Origin of the sequence: Faecalibacterium prausnitzii (genome assembly GCF_019967995.1) — a bacterium.
Lineage (GTDB): Bacteria > Bacillota > Clostridia > Oscillospirales > Ruminococcaceae > Faecalibacterium > Faecalibacterium prausnitzii_E.
This window is the reverse complement of sequence record NZ_CP065377.1, coordinates 1,053,854-1,070,678: the sequence shown is the minus strand read 5'-3', so window position 1 is coordinate 1,070,678 and position 16,825 is coordinate 1,053,854. Positions and strand designations below refer to the sequence as shown.

General features: G+C 50.7%; 24 protein-coding genes and 1 pseudogene. 2 read left to right on the top strand and 23 right to left on the bottom strand.

The features are described 5' to 3' along the window. Nucleotides 1-21: 21 nt before the first annotated feature. From I5P96_RS05245 to I5P96_RS05230, 5 genes are all read right to left on the bottom strand, one after another. Nucleotides 22-879 (bottom strand): YitT family protein, encoded by an 858-nt coding sequence (locus I5P96_RS05245; RefSeq protein WP_223383481.1) that lies wholly within the window; start codon nucleotides 877-879, stop codon nucleotides 22-24. A 249-nt stretch (nucleotides 880-1,128) separates the two neighbouring features. After that, on the bottom strand, nucleotides 1,129-1,593 hold the full coding sequence (locus tag I5P96_RS05240; RefSeq protein ID WP_223383480.1) for an Hsp20/alpha crystallin family protein: 465 nt from the start codon (nucleotides 1,591-1,593) through the stop codon (nucleotides 1,129-1,131). 234 nt (nucleotides 1,594-1,827) lie between these two features. Continuing rightward, nucleotides 1,828-2,145, bottom strand: coding sequence for an ADP-ribosylglycohydrolase family protein (locus I5P96_RS14280; protein WP_411703485.1), 318 nt, complete (start codon nucleotides 2,143-2,145; stop codon nucleotides 1,828-1,830). Between the two features lie 63 nt (nucleotides 2,146-2,208). Next, nucleotides 2,209-2,586: a hypothetical protein gene (locus tag I5P96_RS14275; RefSeq protein ID WP_411703483.1), complete on the bottom strand. Its 378-nt coding sequence runs from the start codon at nucleotides 2,584-2,586 to the stop codon at nucleotides 2,209-2,211. Between the two features lie 124 nt (nucleotides 2,587-2,710). Continuing rightward, on the bottom strand, nucleotides 2,711-3,004 hold the full coding sequence (locus I5P96_RS05230; protein ID WP_223383479.1) for an XRE family transcriptional regulator: 294 nt from the start codon (nucleotides 3,002-3,004) through the stop codon (nucleotides 2,711-2,713). 110 nt (nucleotides 3,005-3,114) lie between these two features. Between I5P96_RS05230 and I5P96_RS05225 the strand changes: the two genes are divergently transcribed. Then, complete coding sequence (locus tag I5P96_RS05225; protein WP_118552621.1) at nucleotides 3,115-4,308, top strand: AIPR family protein; 1,194 nt, start codon at nucleotides 3,115-3,117, stop codon at nucleotides 4,306-4,308. Between the two features lie 400 nt (nucleotides 4,309-4,708). Here the strand turns inward: I5P96_RS05225 and I5P96_RS05220 are convergent, their stop codons facing one another. The 5 genes and pseudogenes from I5P96_RS05220 to I5P96_RS05200 form a co-directional block, all read right to left on the bottom strand. Beyond that, nucleotides 4,709-4,858, bottom strand: a complete 150-nt coding sequence (locus I5P96_RS05220) for a hypothetical protein (protein WP_223383478.1) — start codon at nucleotides 4,856-4,858, stop codon at nucleotides 4,709-4,711. A gap of 165 nt (nucleotides 4,859-5,023) precedes the next feature. After that, nucleotides 5,024-5,362 (bottom strand): ADP-ribosylglycohydrolase family protein, encoded by a 339-nt coding sequence (locus I5P96_RS05215; protein ID WP_223383477.1) that lies wholly within the window; start codon nucleotides 5,360-5,362, stop codon nucleotides 5,024-5,026. Continuing rightward, nucleotides 5,316-5,576 (bottom strand): ADP-ribosylglycohydrolase family protein, encoded by a 261-nt coding sequence (locus I5P96_RS05210; protein ID WP_223383476.1) that lies wholly within the window; start codon nucleotides 5,574-5,576, stop codon nucleotides 5,316-5,318. The genes I5P96_RS05215 and I5P96_RS05210 overlap by 47 nt, the downstream gene beginning before the upstream one ends. 14 nt (nucleotides 5,577-5,590) lie before the next feature. Beyond that, a pseudogene (locus I5P96_RS05205) lies at nucleotides 5,591-6,250 on the bottom strand (vWA domain-containing protein). A gap of 91 nt (nucleotides 6,251-6,341) precedes the next feature. Further along, nucleotides 6,342-7,373, bottom strand: coding sequence for a macro domain-containing protein (locus I5P96_RS05200; RefSeq protein WP_223383475.1), 1,032 nt, complete (start codon nucleotides 7,371-7,373; stop codon nucleotides 6,342-6,344). A 114-nt stretch (nucleotides 7,374-7,487) separates the two neighbouring features. Between I5P96_RS05200 and I5P96_RS05195 the strand changes: the two genes are divergently transcribed. Next, nucleotides 7,488-8,369 carry a DUF5131 family protein gene (locus I5P96_RS05195; RefSeq protein ID WP_333562979.1) on the top strand — a complete coding sequence of 294 codons (882 nt, stop codon included), beginning with the start codon at nucleotides 7,488-7,490 and terminating at the stop codon, nucleotides 8,367-8,369. Nucleotides 8,370-8,391: 22 nt separating this feature from the next. On the opposite strand, the gene I5P96_RS05190 is transcribed toward I5P96_RS05195, so the two are convergent. The 13 genes from I5P96_RS05190 to I5P96_RS14235 form a co-directional block, all read right to left on the bottom strand. Then, nucleotides 8,392-8,844, bottom strand: coding sequence for an aminoacyl-tRNA hydrolase (locus tag I5P96_RS05190; RefSeq protein WP_223383474.1), 453 nt, complete (start codon nucleotides 8,842-8,844; stop codon nucleotides 8,392-8,394). A 12-nt stretch (nucleotides 8,845-8,856) separates the two neighbouring features. Then, nucleotides 8,857-9,444, bottom strand: a complete 588-nt coding sequence (locus I5P96_RS05185) for a pentapeptide repeat-containing protein (RefSeq protein ID WP_223383473.1) — start codon at nucleotides 9,442-9,444, stop codon at nucleotides 8,857-8,859. An 87-nt stretch (nucleotides 9,445-9,531) separates the two neighbouring features. Further along, nucleotides 9,532-10,308, bottom strand: coding sequence for an HAD hydrolase family protein (locus tag I5P96_RS05180; RefSeq protein WP_223383472.1), 777 nt, complete (start codon nucleotides 10,306-10,308; stop codon nucleotides 9,532-9,534). Beyond that, nucleotides 10,293-10,754, bottom strand: a complete 462-nt coding sequence (locus tag I5P96_RS05175) for a DUF523 domain-containing protein (RefSeq protein WP_223383471.1) — start codon at nucleotides 10,752-10,754, stop codon at nucleotides 10,293-10,295. The genes I5P96_RS05180 and I5P96_RS05175 overlap by 16 nt, the downstream gene beginning before the upstream one ends. Nucleotides 10,755-10,840: 86 nt before the next feature. Beyond that, nucleotides 10,841-11,140, bottom strand: a complete 300-nt coding sequence (locus I5P96_RS05170) for a helix-turn-helix domain-containing protein (RefSeq protein WP_223383470.1) — start codon at nucleotides 11,138-11,140, stop codon at nucleotides 10,841-10,843. Between the two features lie 519 nt (nucleotides 11,141-11,659). Continuing rightward, complete coding sequence (locus I5P96_RS05165) at nucleotides 11,660-11,953, bottom strand: helix-turn-helix domain-containing protein (protein WP_156068850.1); 294 nt, start codon at nucleotides 11,951-11,953, stop codon at nucleotides 11,660-11,662. Nucleotides 11,954-12,485: 532 nt separating this feature from the next. Then, nucleotides 12,486-12,863 (bottom strand): desulfoferrodoxin family protein, encoded by a 378-nt coding sequence (locus I5P96_RS05160; RefSeq protein WP_223383469.1) that lies wholly within the window; start codon nucleotides 12,861-12,863, stop codon nucleotides 12,486-12,488. A gap of 110 nt (nucleotides 12,864-12,973) precedes the next feature. Then, nucleotides 12,974-13,639, bottom strand: a complete 666-nt coding sequence (gene sfsA, locus I5P96_RS05155) for a DNA/RNA nuclease SfsA (RefSeq protein WP_223383468.1) — start codon at nucleotides 13,637-13,639, stop codon at nucleotides 12,974-12,976. A 14-nt stretch (nucleotides 13,640-13,653) separates the two neighbouring features. Beyond that, entirely contained in the window at nucleotides 13,654-14,736 is a 1,083-nt protein-coding gene (locus I5P96_RS05150; RefSeq protein ID WP_223383467.1) for a hypothetical protein, read from the bottom strand. Between the two features lie 18 nt (nucleotides 14,737-14,754). Further along, nucleotides 14,755-15,273, bottom strand: coding sequence for an O-acetyl-ADP-ribose deacetylase (locus I5P96_RS05145; RefSeq protein ID WP_223383466.1), 519 nt, complete (start codon nucleotides 15,271-15,273; stop codon nucleotides 14,755-14,757). Between the two features lie 10 nt (nucleotides 15,274-15,283). Next, nucleotides 15,284-15,811 carry an isochorismatase family protein gene (locus I5P96_RS05140; RefSeq protein WP_223383465.1) on the bottom strand — a complete coding sequence of 176 codons (528 nt, stop codon included), beginning with the start codon at nucleotides 15,809-15,811 and terminating at the stop codon, nucleotides 15,284-15,286. Nucleotides 15,812-15,925: 114 nt separating this feature from the next. After that, nucleotides 15,926-16,144, bottom strand: a complete 219-nt coding sequence (locus I5P96_RS05135; protein ID WP_158388827.1) for an HFLK protein — start codon at nucleotides 16,142-16,144, stop codon at nucleotides 15,926-15,928. An 84-nt stretch (nucleotides 16,145-16,228) separates the two neighbouring features. Then, nucleotides 16,229-16,813: a hypothetical protein gene (locus tag I5P96_RS14235; RefSeq protein ID WP_317850512.1), complete on the bottom strand. Its 585-nt coding sequence runs from the start codon at nucleotides 16,811-16,813 to the stop codon at nucleotides 16,229-16,231. Between the last annotated feature and the right edge of the window lie 12 nt (nucleotides 16,814-16,825).

Below are 16,825 nucleotides of genomic sequence, written 5' to 3'. Positions count from 1 at the left end.
TACCACGCAGCTCTCCGCCGATCAGATCTTGGGCTGATACTGCATGCTGGACACATTGTAAACGGTAACAAAAGCCTTGGGGTCTTCCCGGTTGATAAAGTTCATCAGCTTCTGATATTCGCTCTTGTCCACGATGGTAATGATCTCGTTGTGCTTTTCCAGATTGTATGCACCGATGGCCTTGTACATGGTCGCACCGCTGTGCAGGTCATGGAGGATGAACTGACGCAGCGCCTCCTCTTTTTCGGTGATGATGCAGACGCGGCGTTTGATGCTGTTATCAAAGATGAAATGGTCCAGCACGATGCCGTTGAAGTAAGTACCGAGGATACTCAGCACCACGGTCTTTTTATCGTAGACCAGGGCCGCGGAAAGCGCCACACACATTCCCGACAGAGACATGGCTTTTCCCAATTCCATGTGCAGGTACTTGTTCATGATCTTTGCCACGATATCCAGCCCGCCGGAGGATGCATTGCGGTTGAACAAAATACTCAGCCCGATGCTGACCACCAGAATATAGCACAGCACGTCCAGCTCCTGACTGCCGGTCATCGAGCCGAACTCCGGGAACAGCTTTTCAAACAGCCCCAGAAACACCGGCAGCAGCACACTGGTGTATACGGTCTTTGCGCCAAATTCTCTGCCGCAGGTAAAGAACCCGATGATGAGAAGCACGACGTTCAGGATCATCGTAATGACCGACAAGGGCAGCGGCACAAAATTGGACAGCACGATGCCAAAGCCGGAAATGCTGCTGACGGATGTATGGCTCGGCACCAGAAAAAAGAAAACGCCCGCCGCAATGATCGCCACCGCCCCGGTCAGGACTGCCGTCTCCCTCAGGACTGCGCCGGTCTTTCCTTTTACATCACTCATCTTTGTCCCCCTAAAATCAAATTTGTTTCACCGATTTCCTCATCTTTGTCGATGCGGACAAGGAGCTTACCGCCAAAGCGTTTGTATTCCATAGTGAAGTACCTCCATAAATTCCGAGTTGCTGTTCTCAGTATACCATGATTTTCCCTTACGGAAAAGATAGCGAAACAAAAATGCCCCCGGAGGGCTTATTGCGGCTCTCCGGGGGCATCTTATGTGCGTTGTGCTTTGGCGCACACGACCGGCGTTTTACTCGATTGCAATCAGATTCGGGTTCTCAGGCAAAGCCTTCGTCTGCTGAGGAGCAGGCAGCTCGACGTGCAGGACACCATCCTCGAACTTTGCGTGGATGTCTTCCTTCTTCACATCGCCCACGTAGAAACTGCGTGCGCAGGTGCCGGAGAAGGATTCGCGCCGCAGATAGCGACCCTTCTGATCCTTTTCGTCATTGCTGTGGCTGCGCACTGCCTGAATGGTCAGGTAGCCGTCGTTCAGATCCATCTGAACGTCTTCCTTCTTGCAGCCCGGCAGGTCAACGGCCATCTCGTAGCCGTTGTCCGTCTGTTTGACATCGGTCTTCATCATGTTTGCACCGCGCTTACCAAAGGTATCACGAGCCTCACGGTTCATCATACGTTCCAGTGCAGCGTCATTCCAGAACGGATCGAAGAAATCATCGAACAGGTTTTCATGGAAAACAGTCGGCATAAACATAAATCATTCCTCCAATCCCGGCGTTCGGGTCGGGTAAAAAATCTTTATGTTGTTTATTCGGAAAGGCTTTCCGGGGAGCCTTGCGGTTCTCCTTTTGCCCTTCCTCCTGAGCACGCCACTGTTATAGCACCATGCGTTAGCAGTGTCAATAGAAGAGTGCTAAAATTCATGAAAGAATAATACTTTTATGAAATTCCATGCAATCTTTTCACAATTCAGTCGTATTATCGCATTTTATATCATCTTAGCAATCATAAAGCACAACAGTTCATATGCTTCCCGGATATCCTCCGGCAGACGTTTCAGAGTCTCGTCCCGCAGTTCCTGCGGCATCCCGTAAAAAGCTTCGGCAATGCCGCCGGTGATGCAGGCAAGGGTGTCGCTGTCGCCGCCCAGAGATACTGCATTGCGAAGTGCATCCTCAAAACTGACGCTTTCCAGAAAAGCAATGATTGCTTCCGGCACAGTTTCCTGACAGGTCTCCACATGATGATAGGTCGGCCGAATTTCATCGCAGGTACGGTTCAGGTCATAACCGAAGGTCTGCTCCACATACTGTTTGATTTCCGGCTTGCTGTGGCCGGTACGGGCCAGAAAAATCGCTGCCGCCGTGGCCTACGCGCCTTTGATGCCCTCAGGGCGGTTGTGGGTAGCCACAATTTTCTTTGTCTCAGGGCTAATAAGGTTTGCCATGAGCGAGCCATCTTTTTTCGTCATTAACTTAAGGGCTCCTTTTGCAATCTGCTGCTTCTGCTCATCTGTCAGCATCGCCTGCAATGTCACATCCGGCACTGCCGCTTTAACGGCGTTAATAAAGGCCGGTGCAGTATATAATGACTTCTCTATTTGGGAAAAAACTGTCTTTGCTCCTTTGAGCAGAGGTTTCGCCACCTCTGGAACTCGCCCAAAATGTTCCGATAGTTCTTCTTTATATTCAGATGCATCAATTATTTCCACATCTTCAGATGCAATGATGATCGTTTCTTTGTCCATATCAAATAATCCTTTCGTGATATTTCTATAATAAAGTTTGTATTTTTTGCGAACCGGCCTATTTCTGTATGTAGGTAAGCTCAATATCATATCCAAGTTGCGCCAGTATCTGCACAAAAGTCAGTCAATTTTTAGAACTTCGATATATTTTAACTATTTCAGCAAACAAATCGACAGGATTTTCTTCCAAAGCATCGGCAAGCATAATTAGTTTTTCTATACTAATCCAATTCCTTCCGTGTTCTATATTGCAAAGGTGTCGAAGCGAAATCCAATCTTCTGAGCCGAACAATTCGTCACTTCTATTATAGATAAATTGTTCACGGCTTTTGTACTGTTTTCCTAATGACTTTCGTTTCTGCTCAAACATTTTTCCTATTTTTGTTAGAGCTTCACTCTGTCTTGCTTTTTCAGCCATATATCTCTCCATTATGCACCATGGTGCATTGTTTATTTTTGAGTATATGATATACTAAAATTGTTCTCAGGGCAACAGCCCTCGAGAAGAAAATATAAGGAGGCCATAAAATGGCCAATTTAAAGTTTAAAGTTGAGGCTCTTCGTACCCTCGCATCCCCTTATCGTAAGGGAGACAAAGATGAAAGCACCTTCGAAACCATTTATTATCTGCTGGTGGATATGAAGGAGCTTCCCTCTAATATTCCTCTCGATGTCAATCCGCGTGAACCAAAGATGACAACCAATGTGGCTCGTAGCTTGCTCACTGCTGTAGTGGAGCCGGAAACTGATTTCTATATCAACAACCGCGGTATCGTCATCGCCGCCAAAACGCTAACCTTTAATAGCACTGATTCGGAAGTAACCATTGACATTGGTGATCAGAATGACGAAAACGACAAGTCCCTTTACGGCATTCTTGACGGCGGCCACACCTATACCGCCATCATGCGTAAGCGCGACGAAATTCCTGAAGACATTCGCAAATTTGTTCGTGTTGAAGTCATCACCAATGTGCAGAATATCACGCGCCTCTCCGATGCTCGCAACACGTCGGTTCAGGTTTCTGATATGGCACTATTCAATCTCGACGACAAGTTCGACGATATTAAAGCCTCCATTGCAGGTCAGGCATATGCAGATCTGATTGCTTACAAAGATAATGAGGATAAACCTATTCACGTTTCGGAACTGCTCCGCTTGCTCTACGCCTTTGATATCGACAAATATCCTGATGACAATGCGGCCCCGGTACAGAGCTATTCCGGTAAAACACAGGTATTTAAGCGCTATAAGCAGGCATTTGAATCTCCTTTTTATAAGTCTTTGACCGGGCAAATTCCTCTACTGGTAGAGCTTTATGATGTTATCGAACGCGAACTTCCTGAAAAGTATAGGGATTATAAGAAGGCGCAGGGCGTTGCAAATCCGCGTTTTGGAAGCGTGAGAGGCATCGAATCTCTTGACACTCCGACAAAAACGGAGTTTCTCGCCACTCCCACAAAGTATTCTGTTTCCAGTGGCTATATCTACCCCATTTTTGGTGCTTTCCGTAGTCTGCTGAAATTTGATGAGGCAACGGGAGCTGTTTCCTGGCTGTTCAATCCAATTGACATCTGGAACGAAGTCGGCACATCCATTGTTCAGAACACCTTTGAGACCTATACTAACCCTCAGCTGGCCGGTAAGGATAAGCAGCTTTGGCTTTCCAACTACAGAATTGTAGAAACCCAGAGTCTCCGCAAACTTCTCGGACGCAGATAAATAGAATAGTATTGAGCAAGAGGCATCGGATCGCATCCGATGCCTCTTTTTGTTCGTCTAAAACGACTCTTTTAATACATTTAATCAACTATACTGCAAGCCTAACTCTCCAGAAATATTGGTAAATCATTGGTAAAACTGAGGTTGAAACACAGAAAGCGCTTGATTTACAAGCGTTTTTTCATGTCCGGCAAATCCTGCCATGGCAGATAAAAAGCACTTTTGTCATATCAAAATATTTCCTTATATCGTATCATTTTGTTTTTTTGTACACATGCGTGCAAAATTCAGTTCTGCTTCAAGAACTCCCGCAGCACATCCTCCGGGCGGGGGTATGGTTCGTTACTCTTTCCATCCTCATTTCCCAAGATATTTTTCCAGAAGCACCAGTTGGACGTCCTCAATGCCATTGAACACCGTCGGGACAATTCCAATTTCCGTATAACCGTGTTTTTTGTACATGGCACGTGCCACCGCATTCCGGGCGCTTTTTCGTGTGCGTCTTGATATATTCCGCACTTTCCAGTGCCTTTTCATAAAGATGTTCCATACCGTTCTCTCCTTTTCCCAAAAAATTCGATATACTCTCTGGGTTCAGTATATCGGATTTTTCAGGCCGATGCAAGACGCCCTTCATCGAGTCTTATTAAAAACCAAGGAGCAGATACTTCACATCACGAGTGTGTTGTATCTGCTCCTTGGTTCTCCGAATGTCTTATCTCTGGCCGATGTTCCACCGAAACAGCTCATATCCTTCCCGGATATCCTCCGGCAGACGTTTCAAAGTCTCGTCCCGCAGTTCCTGCGGCATCCCGTAAAAAGCTTCGGCAATGCCGCCGGTGATGCAGGCAAGGGTGTCGCTGTCGCCGCCCAGAGAAACTGCATTGCGAAGTGCATCCTCAAAACTGACGCTTTCCAGAAAAGCGATGATTGCTTCCGGCACGGTCTGCTGACAGGTCTCCACATGGTGATAGCCCGGCCGAATTTCATCGCAGGTACGGGTCAGGTCATAACCGGCGGAACATCCCGCCGTAACCGGCATGGGGATATTCACGGCCCCAGAACCGCATTTCATGCTGCACTGCACAAAATGTTCTCTCCGGCAGACCCTTTCCGTCAATCAGACCAACTGCCACCGCAGCGGTCATGACGGTATCATCGGTGAAGTGCGATTTCTCGCTCAGCAGCGGAAAATCCTTGTGCTTGTAATTGTTGTGGTCAAATTCATAGGGACTGCCCACGATGTCACCCAAGATTGCTCCTAACATGGCTGTTTCCTCCTTTACCTATGATGCCGCTTCTGAAAATCAGCTTCGATTTGTTCTTTCCACTCTGCGCCGATGGACGCGCAGCAGGGTGCTTCCCGCATCCGGGAGACCGTCTCGCTGACAACGTGATAGTTGACCGCCACGCCCTGTGCGTCATTCTCGAACCGCACGGCCCGGTCGGACGAGATGCCGAAGCGGGCAGCTTCCTTCACAGCATCCATGTTGGCACCGAGGAACAGGAACTCCCAGCCGTACTGCTCTTTTTCCCGCTCGATCATCCGGCGGATCTTCTCATAGCTAAACCGTTTGCTGGCGTTTTCCAGCCCGTCCGTGGTGATTACAAAGATGACCTTTTCGGCGCGCTCACTCTCCGGCAGATGGCGCTGAATGTTCGCCATCTTCTCCACGCCGTAGCCAATGGCATCCAGCAGGGCCGTGCAGCCCCGGACGTAGTAGTCCTTTTCGGTCAGCGGCGCAACAGCCTTCAGCGGAAAACGGTCGTGCAGCAGCTGCACCTCATGGTCGAACAGGATGGTGGTCACGTTGGCCTCGCCCTCCTGCTCCTTCTGCCGGGTCAGCATAGCATTGAACCCGCCGATGGTGTCCTACTCCAGCCCGCCCATGGAACCGCTGCGGTCCAGAATGAAAACAAGCTCAGTAAGATTTTTCTTCATAATAAATGCCCTCCGTTTTGTGGTGTATCGCTTTCGTTGGCAAAAGGATACCACAAACCGGAGGACAAAAGGTCAACGGGCAGGCGACAAATCACGCACCCAGCTGTTCCTGATCGTATTCAAACAATAGCGTATTGACCTGATTGATGTTATAGATTTTGTGTTCCAGGCAATACCGCACGATCCAGTCCCGCTTGGAGCCATCCGAAAAGGCATAGCCCGCACTCTTGAGCAGGTCGATGGTTTCATCTTCGGACAGGTGCAGCCCAACCGCAAAGGCCAGCACCGTTTTCTTTTTGGGGTTGTAGTCGCGATTGCACTGAATTTTGGAGAAATGCTGCCGGGAGATGTTGGACTGCTTGTACACGGTGGAGTCTTTCAGCCCCCGCTCGTCAATGAGCCGCAGCAGCCGGGTGGTGAAGCTTTCACCGAGATTATCCATCAGGCTTTCCAGACTGCGGGCTGTCCTGGGTGCCGCGGCGGGTGCCGGAACTGCACCTAGCATCGGCACGGCGGCATCTTCTTCCAGAAGCCTCCGCCGCTCTGACAATTCCCTGCGCCGACGGCCAAATCCGTAGCTTTCATCGTTCTGTGCTACATAGTGGTCGTCAATGTACTCCTCCACCGAGGCGAACAGCTTCCGGCTCACGGCCAGCGAGCCCCGGTCGTAAAGCACCAGATACACGGTCAGGTCGTGCTCCATGACGTACTGTGTGATGGTGTCCACCGCAATGCGGAAGGCCTGCTCCTTGGGGTAGCCGTAGTTTCCGCTGGACAGCAGCGGAAAAGCCACGCTCTCGCAGTGGTGTTCTGCTGCTAGTTCCAGCGCAGAATGGTACGCATCGGCCAACTGTTCCGCTTCGCCAAAGCCGCCGCCGTGCCATGCCGGGCAGACCGCATGGAAGATATACTTTGCAGGCAAGCCGAACGCCGGGGTGCACACCGCCCTGCCCAAATCGCAATGCCCGATGGCTTCACAGGCGGCGGTCAGCTCCTGCTCCCCTGCTGCCTGATAGATAGCGTGGCTGGTGCCGCTGCCCTGCAAAAGGTTTCGGTTCGCCGGGTTGACGATGGCATCCGCTGCCACTTTGGTGATGTCGTTGCGGATCATCAGAAACGGCATGGTGGTTCCTCCCTCACATGGTTTTCTTCATCCTATCACATCCGGCGGGGCGGTGCAAGGGGTGCTCTTGTTTCCTGTCCGCGCAGCTATTATAATAATAGGTACCGAAAGAAGGTGAGCTTCCTGCACGACATCTGGAATCCATGGCACGGCTGCGTCAAGTGCAGCGAGGGCTGCCAGAACTGCTACATGTATTTTCTCGACCGGATGCGGGACCAGAACGGAGCCGAGATCTACAAAACGAAAAGCGGCTTTTCCTATCCGCTCCAGAAAGACCGCACCGGACACTACAAAATCCAGAGTGGTGAGCAGATCCGGGTCTGCATGACCTCGGATTTCTTCTTGGAAGAAGCCGACCCGTGGCGGGTTGAGGCGTGGGACATCATGCGCCAGCGCAGCGATGTGGTGTTTTTTCTGCTCACCAAACGGCCGCAGCGGGTACGGGAGTGCCTGCCGCCGGACTGGGGCAGCGGTTGGGACAACATCTTTTTCAACGTCACCTGTGAAAATCAGCGCCGCGCCGATGAGCGCATTCCCATTCTGTTTGACCTGCCCTTCAAGCACAAGGGCATCATGTGCGCGCCCTTCATCGGGCCAGTAAGCATCCGGCAGTACCTTTCCGCCGGGCAGATCGAGCAGGTCATCTGCGGCGGCGAAAACTATGATGGTGCCCGCCCCTGCAATTTTGATTGGGTCAAGTCTCTCCGGCAGGAATGCGTGGATGCCAACGTGACCTTCTGCTTTATCGAGACCGGCACCGTGTTCATCAAGGACGGCAGGCGCTACCACCTGCCCAGCAAGCAGCTGCAAAGCCGGATGGCTTATAAATCCGGCATGAATTTTCAGGGCAGGCCCATTCATTTTGACCTCGTGGACGACTGGGGCTACCCCATCCCGCAGGAAGATCTCTATGTGCCCCATTTCCGCGCAAACTGCGAGACCTGCGGCAGCAAGTTGATCTGCAACGGCTGCAGCGATTGCGGAAAATGCTTATAAAATAAAGGAGTTCTATCAGGAATCAATACAAATGAAATTTATGGCTGATCTGGTGTGCAATTTCATCCGGCAGCGGGCGGAAACCGATGCAGGTCAGGGTCATGCCCTCTCCGTTTTCATCAAATTCTTCCGGTTCCAGCTCGGTGTGGCAGGCATCCCGGATGAGGAAAAAGTCTTTGTTTTCCACAAGGCCCAATTCCTCGGCAATTGTTTTTGCTTTCAGCAGTTGATTGCGGTTCTTTGCCCCACATACGGTCTTGGTAAACGAACCATCGAACCATTCTTCATAGGTTGCTTTCTCCAACATGATTTCTGCCCGATAGCCGGTAATTTCTCCGTCTTTCTCGATGGGTTCCACGCCCCGTCCCATACCGATGGGGTCGGTGAGGAATGCCAGCGAAGCGTGGCAGCACTGCGCCGCCAGCTTACCGGGAGACATCTGCAGATCTTTTCGGGCAATGATGAGTTGACGCATTTTTCCTCCTTCTTACGACAGCTTGATCTTCAAATCTGCCAGCAGATTCACCGCTTCCGGCAGGGAAAATTTCGCATCCTTCAGGCGGCTGCCCAGAATGTCCACCTTATAACCGGCGGCATCCCGGAAATCCGCCTTGCGCAGGTCACACTGGTAGAATTCCGTTTCGTGAAGTTCCACGCCCTTGAAATTCGCCAACTGCATCTCGCATTTGGCAAACATTGAGCCGACAATTTCGTTGCCATCCGAAAAGTCGAAGCGGTTGAAGTTCATTTCGGTGAAGGTGTTATATTTCAGACTGCACTCTTTCAGCGTGTGAATGGGGTCCGGGAAGGCACCATTGGACATCAGCGGTGCCCACTCGATTTCATTCAGGCGGCAGTCCTCAAAATCCAGCGACTGCACCGAGGAATGGGTACTGCGCAGACCTGTGATCTCACACCGCACGAATTTGCACTCGTTCAGCGTGGTATGATCCAGTTCGCACTTGGTAAAAGAGCAATCCGCAAATACGCAATCGGTAAAGTCGCAGTCCTCAAAAGTCTCCTCGGTGAACGACAGGTCAGCAAACCGTTCACCTTCACAATAACGCTCTGTCATAAAATTCTCCTGTCAGCGCAGTTCTTCCAGCAGAGCCGTGCAGCTTGTATCGTATCATTTCAAATTTGGAACGTGCGCGTTCCAAATTTACGCTTGCTTCAAGAACTCCCGCAGCACATCCTCTGGGCAGGGTGTATGGTTCGGGTACTTTTCCCGCAGCGGTGCGGCGGCACCATCCATAATGTAGGGCACACCCACAATGTCCAGCATCGACACATCGTTATAATTGTCGCCAAAAGCCATCACATCGGCAAGGGCGATGTCCAGAGTCTTGCAGATGCTGCGCACACCGATGCCCTTGTTGGCAAAGGTGGTGTCGATCCAGTACGGCCCTGCCACAGCGCAGTTCGCCTCTTTCCATCGTGGGACAAACCGTTCCGTGTAAGATTCTACGCCTTCGTGCAGATACACCGATACTTTTGTGATCTCCTCCGGCACCTCAGACGGGGCATGAATGATCTGATAGTTGTTCCCGATGAACTGAATACGCTTGAGCATTCCCAGACCCCGCTCCATCAGGTATGCAGTATTCTGGCCGGAAAGCATCACTTCGCCCTGCCCGTCGCTGCGGGTCCACAGGTCGTTGGCGATTTCTTCGGCCAATGCACGCGGCATCGGATTCTTGGCGATGCACTGTTCGTCCTTATAGATCACGCCGCCGTTTTCGCAGAGAAACACACAGCAGTCTGCCACCGGTGCAAAAAGCTTGCACAAGCTGGTATACTGCCGACCGGATGCCGGGCAAAACAGAATGTCACGCCGGTGCAGCTCCCGTATCTGTTCAAAAATCTCGCTTTCCAGTTTCTTTTTTCCGTATTGCAGCAGCGTACCGTCAATGTCGCTGCAAATCAGTCTGATTGACATTTTCCGTCCTCATTTTTCAAGATAATTTTAGGCAATTCCCCGGCATCCAGAACACGGATGCCTTCGTCCATCAGCATCTTGGCAAAAACACCCTGTCCGGGAATCTTTGTCCCGGAAAACGTTCCGTCGTAGATTTCCTTCACGCCGCAGCTGGGACTGCGGGATTGCAGGATGGCAAGCTCCACCCCATTTTCTTTTGCAATGGCAAGGGCTTTCGCTGCACCTGCCCGGAACTCCCGGTCCACATTGATGCCCTCTTTGTTCGTGACAACGCCCTGCACGATTTCCGCCGGGCACCGCGGTGTGGGCAGGCCGCCCAGCACCTCCGGGCAGACCGAAATCACCTGATGCCCCCGCGCAAAATCACAGACCGCCTGATTGTAATTGTTTCCGCCGCTGTATTTGCAGTTTTCGCCCAGCAGGCAAGCGCTGACCAGAATCTTCATTGTTGCGCGCTCCGTTTTTCAGATACTGAATCTTTTACCTATTCTACCACGCTTTTGGGCATTGAAAAAGAGGATTCTGCTTTTTCCTATCCCCATACCGGGAGGTCCGCCGTAATCTTTTCTAATTCCTGTGCAAGAAACGTCAGTCTTTCCCTCAGATGGTTGTTATGCGGTGCGTCTCCGTTCAGCAGATAGTCCGTTCTGACATTCAGGCAGGACGAAAGATCCTGCAGCAACTCAATCGAGCAGCAGCGGCTTCCCGTTTCAACTTTTGCAAGATGGTTCGCACTAATGTTCAGCATTATACTCAGCTGTTCCTGTGTAATCCCCTTCTTTTTCCGCAAATCGCGGATACGTCCGCCGAATTCTTTTGCATCAAATGGCATTGTTCAATCCTTTCCTTTGCGCCGGAAGTCAAAACCACCGGCTGAGCCGGTGGCTTGAGTAAGCCCTAAAAGGGCATAATACTAGCAAAGCCCCTGCAAGGGGCCACGAGCAAGCATCTTTCATCTGCATTACTTGCCCTACTGCTCTAACGAGCAGTATCATAAAGTGCATCTTCTAAGATGACAATTTCTTTGTCATCTCGCTTCGCTCGAATCTTATAGCTAAAGCATTTTCTTCTCCACCAGCGGAGCTGGTGGTTGTCGCTCGCTCAAGCTACTCAACACAAACAGGCCGAGACTCCTTTTCCGAGTCCCGGCCTGTTTTTAGCTTGAAAATGCACAATGACCGCGACTCGATGGAGCTGCTCTTGTGAGCAGCTCACGGAGTATTATCAGCCTTTAATGCATTTCAGGCAATTTTCCCTCTTGCGCAACTGAAACCTGCGCCATGGCGATATTATAGCAAGTGTTTTCATCACTGTAAAGCACTAAAACATACTGTTTCAGCAACAAAACCGCTCATTTTTCTGCGATTTGCTTTGGTGGCTGCAATTTTTTCTTGAGGTCATCCAGCATCTTGCAAACCAATATACTGTTTTCAGAACAACCTTTCAGCAGGAAATCACTGCTGACTCCCATTGCATCCGACAGGCGTCCCAAGTGGTCTACGCCCAAATTGCGCTGTCCTTTTTCCAATGCGCGAAGCTGCTGCACTGAAATTTCAGCTTCTGCTGCAAGCCGTTCCTGCGTCCAGCCTTTTTCGAGGCGGCTTCCGCGGATTCTGTTGCCGACTTGCACTTTGTCATAACTCATATTCGGTCGTCCTTTCTGCTGCTACGCAGCGGTTTGGGCGGAGGAACTGGGTTTTGTTTGCAATCCTCCCTGCGATAAAGATGCTTTCTCTTTTTCCGCATACCAGGATAATGCATGCGGATTCAAATTCGACTTTATTTCACAAAAGCGAATTTGCTCATAAATTACCACAGAGTATTTTTTCCGTCAAGTCCTTTTTTGCGGCGGAACGTGACAAATTCACACAACAAACTCACAAGAATGAATATCTGCACTCGAATTACACATATTTCACTATAAACTCGTTTCAAAAGCATCAATATGTCTTAGTTTGCAGCGCAACCATATCAAATTTTCTACGTTTTTCACAGGTCTCATTTTCACGATTCCACGCAAAAAATTGAACGCTATCAACGTTCAACAAACGCATATAGTGTGCCTACTCATTTTATCCATCCCATTTATACACAGTTCCGAACCAAAAGAACCGCATAAAGTTCTCATCAAAAAACAGGGAGTGACATCAAATCACTCCCCGTTTGCATTGATTGTATTAGAGTTTCGTCATCCAGAGCCCATGCAGATTGCAGTATGCGTAAACGGCCACCGGTTTTTCACTGCCCAGTTCAAAAACAGTGCTGGGAGCCTGCCCCGGATTCAGATAGCGGATCTGCCCGCCGTTCTCAGTCTCCACAAAAATCCACTGAATATAGTGAACATCCGCCATGGGGTGCTCCACCGCGCCCACTATGACCGTGAGACGACTGCCGGAAAGCTCTGCCACCGGCAGATGCTTCTCGCCGCTGGCTTCCACCGTATTGGGAACCAGCTCTTTCATTTTCTCCCCGCAGCAGACCAGCGGAACGCCTGCGTTATGGATGGTAGTGACGAGGTTGCCGCAGTGATTGCAGATGTAAAACTTTGCCTTCATATCGAAATCCTCCATTGGAATGTTATCGGTGTGTTTCTTGTATCTATATGATAACATTTCCTATTTATGATTTCTGTAACTAAATCACGCAAAGCGTTTTTCTGCCGTCTTCACCCTTCCCTCTGCTCCACGATTTCCAGACTATCCCGCCCTACATGGCAGAGCAAAAACAGCACTTGCACACCTGCGGCCTTTGCTTCGGCCAGTGCCGTGCCAAACTCCGGCTGTGTGCTGACATTTGGCCGCACCTCGGTGATGCCTTCCATCTGAATCACAAAGGCCACAGCGCATTGATATCCCGCCCATTGTGCCTGTGTCAGTTCGTGCAGGTGCTTCACACCCCGCTCGGTGGGTGCATCCGGGAAATAGCCGATGCCGTCCACTTCCAGTGTACAGCCTTTGACTTCCAGCAGGTACTTCTGTTCGCCCTTCTCCATGTAAAAGTCGATGCGGGACTTCCCATAGGTGAATTCCGGCTTGATATAGTCGTAGCCCTGTTTTGCAAGCCACTCCCCTACCACCTTATTGGGTGCCTGACTGTCCATATTGACCCAGCCGAGGCCCTGCTTGTGTACCGCCACAAGGTCGTATTTTGTTTTGCGTTTCGGGTTGTCCGACACTTCCAGCCGCACCGCAGTACCGGGCAGCAGCAGTTCCCTGCACCGCCCGGTGTTCTTGACATGGACGGTTTCCACTGCTCCATTCACTCCCACATGGGCAATAAAGCGGTTGGGACGGTCAACAAAAATGCCGTCTGCGATTTCTCTGTATTTCAATCTTTACTCCATTTTCAGTACAGGATTCGGGAGCCATGCCCATCCTGTTTACCAAGATACAGTTCCACGACCATCCTGCCGCTTTCACTGTTGCAGAGTTCTTCCTTGCAGTAGCCGCAGAGCTTTCCTTCCACTTCCGATACATAGCGGTGCAGCGGTTCCTGCAGGTCTTTCGGGATGCTGCTCCACGGAATGACATAGCTCATGCCGGTATCCCCCACATCCACGATGCAGGCCCGCTCACTATCCTCATCAGACAAAATCAGGTTCACCAGAAACACATCCGCAAACGGTGCCCCCTGATACTCTGCCTTTTGCCGTCTGCGCTCCGTCCGAAGCTCATCCAGTGCTTGATTCAGGTCATTTTCTGTCAGCGTGGACTTGTACAACAAGATATGCAGCTTCTGCTCCACCGCTCTGCCGTCATTCTGACCGTCCGTCGGGAGTTTCACGTCTGCATGAATGGTGCAAATCTGTTTTTGCATTGCAACACGCAGGTTTTCCAGTTTCTGCTGCCGTTCTGCTTCCAATTGCTGTGCGGACTTTTGATGTACTTCTTTGGCTTCTGGCTGTTGCGCAGCATGCTTCTGCTTGGGTTCTGGCTTAGGCTCTGACCGTTCGCTGTGCTTTTCTGCATCAGCCTCTGATGCACTATGCCCTGCCGCTGTCGGCACCGACACGCTTTTGGCACCGCTTTGTGCTGCCGATGCTTTCTGTGCCGCAGAAGGACGCTCCGTTCTCTTTGGTTTTACCGACCGCATTGCACCTGTGCTCGTGCTTTTTGACTCCGGCCTTGGTGTTTTCACCGCAGGAACAGCATTTTTAACGCTTTCCGGTCGGGCTTGTTTCTGAGTCTGCCAGAAATCGCTGCCTGTGCGCTGATAATAGGACGTCTCCGCTCGTTTCCGGCTGCTGCGCACACCTTCACAGATCCACGAAAAAATCAGGTAGCGCTCCAATGTGTTCCAAAAGCTGCTGCGCCGATGGCAGGGTTTATGCCGTCCACGGGACGCATACACAATCACTGACAAGCATCCGAAGAACAGAAATCCTGCCGTAAAACCGATCCCTGTAAACAGCTTTTTGAAAAAGCACATCTCTCACACCTCTTCCGGTTACAGCCTTGCCTGATACACCCGCTCCGTCCGGGCATCGAAGCAGCAGAAAATCACCTGCATGGCGTAATCCGCGTGATCTTCCAGCCACTGTGCCACTGTTTTGACCGCAATCTCCGTGGCATCTTCCAGCGGGTAGCCATACACGCCGGTCGAAATTGCCGGGAACGCAATGCTATGGACATCATGCTCTTTGGCAAGGTTCAGCGAATTGCGGTAGCAGTCCGCCAGCTGCGCGGCATCCTCTGCTGTGCCGGAATAAATCGGCCCTACTGTATGAATGATATACTTTGCTTTCAACCGGTAGCCCTTAGTGATTTTTGCTTCGCCGGTGCGGCAGCCGTGCAGCGTGCGGCACTCCGCCAACAGTTCCGGCCCTGCTGCCCGGTGGATGGCACCATCCACACCGCCGCCACCCAGCAGACTGCGATTGGCCGCATTCACGATGCCGTCACAGTCCAGTTTGGTAATATTCCCCTGCACCACTTGAATTTGACTTTTAACCTTTTCGGAAATCATTGTAAACACCTCACTTTTTGAGCAGCTCCAGCGCCTTGTCCATGGGCACACAATCGGCATAGCGGTCCGGCCAGAGGAATTCATTGTAATAGTGGTAGCTCTGCTCCCCTGTCATATACTCGTTGTCCTGCGTGGAATTTGCATAGGCAGGAACGATCATGTGCAGGCCATGCTCAAAGCCCGCCTCCACCGTTGCATTGATGCAGAAGTCGGTCATGATGCCGCAGACCATCACATCTTTTTCGTCCTTTTCCGTCAGATATTCCAGCAGGCCGCTCTCTTTTTTGAACGCACTGCATACAGTCTTGACGAATCGTTTTTCAGTCAGCAGTGGCGCAAACCCGGAATAGACCTCAAATTCATCGTCCCCGATGGAAAAGCCTGTACCGGGCCCATCGTCATGCTGGACATAGACGACCTCGATTCCCTGTTCGCGGGCAGTCCGGATCAATTCCCTGATGTTGCTGACAAACTTTTCAAACGCATACAGGCGTTCATCCACGATACCTTTCTGTGTATCCACAACCAGCAAAACCATGTGTAAGCCCTCCTGTGTATCTTTGGTTTCATCCTACCATAGACCGTTGCTTTCTACAAGCAGATTCGAAAAATCCCCACAGGGAAAACCTGTGTTTCACCTGCAGGGATTGATTCAGCCACCCAAGACGATCAGGATCAGCACCACGACCACTGCAATAGCGATCAGGCAGCCGCATCCGCTGCCGTCCCCGCCGCCACCACCATTGTTGTTGTGGTTTCCGCCACCACCACCGCCGCCAGACGAATCGCCGAAGTTGCGGTTGAACGCCGTCATGTACTGGGCATAGCCCGTATCACCTTTGCCGAAGTAACCATAATCACCGTTTGACATTGTTTTGTCCTCCTTCAAAAGTCTGTTATTGCTTCTTCTGAAGGCATCTTACAAAAAGTGATGTCCAATAAACATCCTTTCTAATTATTTTTTGAACCTCATATAATATTTTTCAAGGCTCTTGTCGCAGACGTCCACAATATGCAGCCAGTCTTCCCGTGTCAGCTTGCGGAAGATGATGGGATTCACTTCAACGGTCTCTACATCTTTGCAGCGCATCAGAAAGCGCATGTCTTCAAAACGCTTGAACGGATTGGACAGAATGTTCTTCTCCACATCCTTCTTAGTATAGCCACCCTTTTGGTAGATACTGTTGGGCTTTTCCGCAATCATCCCATGCGCCTTGCGGTCTTCATAAAAGTCAATGAAGTAATCCACCACATCCGGCAGGGCAACTCTGCCATTGCTGTCCATGTACTCATAAATTGCTTTGAGCAGGACCGGCTTATAGGAAAAGCTCATATCCATCGTTTCAATGAATTTCATGAACTTATCTGCCATATTCTGCGGCGTGATGAGATCCCAGCCGTACTGCTTGGCAATGTTTCGGACGCTTTCTTCGCGGAAATAGTGGAACATCCGCTTGTCGCCAAACGGGACAGAAAGATCCGGCTTGATTTTTCCATCCTTGATATAACGATCTACCGTTTCGGATTGCACATCTACCATCCGAACAAACTC

What these genes read in the sequence shown, in the direction of transcription:
- I5P96_RS05245 (WP_223383481.1), bottom strand. Translation starts at nt 879, where the DNA reads ATGAGTGATGTAAAAGGAAAGACCGGCGCAGTCCTGAGGGAGACGGCA.
- I5P96_RS05240 (WP_223383480.1), bottom strand. Translation starts at nt 1,593, where the DNA reads ATGTTTATGCCGACTGTTTTCCATGAAAACCTGTTCGATGATTTCTTC.
- I5P96_RS14275 (WP_411703483.1), bottom strand. Translation starts at nt 2,586, where the DNA reads ATGGACAAAGAAACGATCATCATTGCATCTGAAGATGTGGAAATAATT.
- I5P96_RS05230 (WP_223383479.1), bottom strand. Translation starts at nt 3,004, where the DNA reads ATGGCTGAAAAAGCAAGACAGAGTGAAGCTCTAACAAAAATAGGAAAA.
- I5P96_RS05225 (WP_118552621.1), top strand. Translation starts at nt 3,115, where the DNA reads ATGGCCAATTTAAAGTTTAAAGTTGAGGCTCTTCGTACCCTCGCATCC.
- I5P96_RS05220 (WP_223383478.1), bottom strand. Translation starts at nt 4,858, where the DNA reads ATGGAACATCTTTATGAAAAGGCACTGGAAAGTGCGGAATATATCAAG.
- I5P96_RS05210 (WP_223383476.1), bottom strand. Translation starts at nt 5,576, where the DNA reads ATGTTAGGAGCAATCTTGGGTGACATCGTGGGCAGTCCCTATGAATTT.
- I5P96_RS05200 (WP_223383475.1), bottom strand. Translation starts at nt 7,373, where the DNA reads ATGCCGTTTCTGATGATCCGCAACGACATCACCAAAGTGGCAGCGGAT.
- I5P96_RS05190 (WP_223383474.1), bottom strand. Translation starts at nt 8,844, where the DNA reads ATGCGTCAACTCATCATTGCCCGAAAAGATCTGCAGATGTCTCCCGGT.
- I5P96_RS05185 (WP_223383473.1), bottom strand. Translation starts at nt 9,444, where the DNA reads ATGACAGAGCGTTATTGTGAAGGTGAACGGTTTGCTGACCTGTCGTTC.
- I5P96_RS05180 (WP_223383472.1), bottom strand. Translation starts at nt 10,308, where the DNA reads ATGTCAATCAGACTGATTTGCAGCGACATTGACGGTACGCTGCTGCAA.
- I5P96_RS05175 (WP_223383471.1), bottom strand. Translation starts at nt 10,754, where the DNA reads ATGAAGATTCTGGTCAGCGCTTGCCTGCTGGGCGAAAACTGCAAATAC.
- I5P96_RS05170 (WP_223383470.1), bottom strand. Translation starts at nt 11,140, where the DNA reads ATGCCATTTGATGCAAAAGAATTCGGCGGACGTATCCGCGATTTGCGG.
- I5P96_RS05165 (WP_156068850.1), bottom strand. Translation starts at nt 11,953, where the DNA reads ATGAGTTATGACAAAGTGCAAGTCGGCAACAGAATCCGCGGAAGCCGC.
- I5P96_RS05160 (WP_223383469.1), bottom strand. Translation starts at nt 12,863, where the DNA reads ATGAAGGCAAAGTTTTACATCTGCAATCACTGCGGCAACCTCGTCACT.
- I5P96_RS05150 (WP_223383467.1), bottom strand. Translation starts at nt 14,736, where the DNA reads ATGTGCTTTTTCAAAAAGCTGTTTACAGGGATCGGTTTTACGGCAGGA.
- I5P96_RS05145 (WP_223383466.1), bottom strand. Translation starts at nt 15,273, where the DNA reads ATGATTTCCGAAAAGGTTAAAAGTCAAATTCAAGTGGTGCAGGGGAAT.
- I5P96_RS05140 (WP_223383465.1), bottom strand. Translation starts at nt 15,811, where the DNA reads ATGGTTTTGCTGGTTGTGGATACACAGAAAGGTATCGTGGATGAACGC.
- I5P96_RS05135 (WP_158388827.1), bottom strand. Translation starts at nt 16,144, where the DNA reads ATGTCAAACGGTGATTATGGTTACTTCGGCAAAGGTGATACGGGCTAT.
- I5P96_RS14235 (WP_317850512.1), bottom strand. Translation starts at nt 16,813, where the DNA reads ATGGTAGATGTGCAATCCGAAACGGTAGATCGTTATATCAAGGATGGA.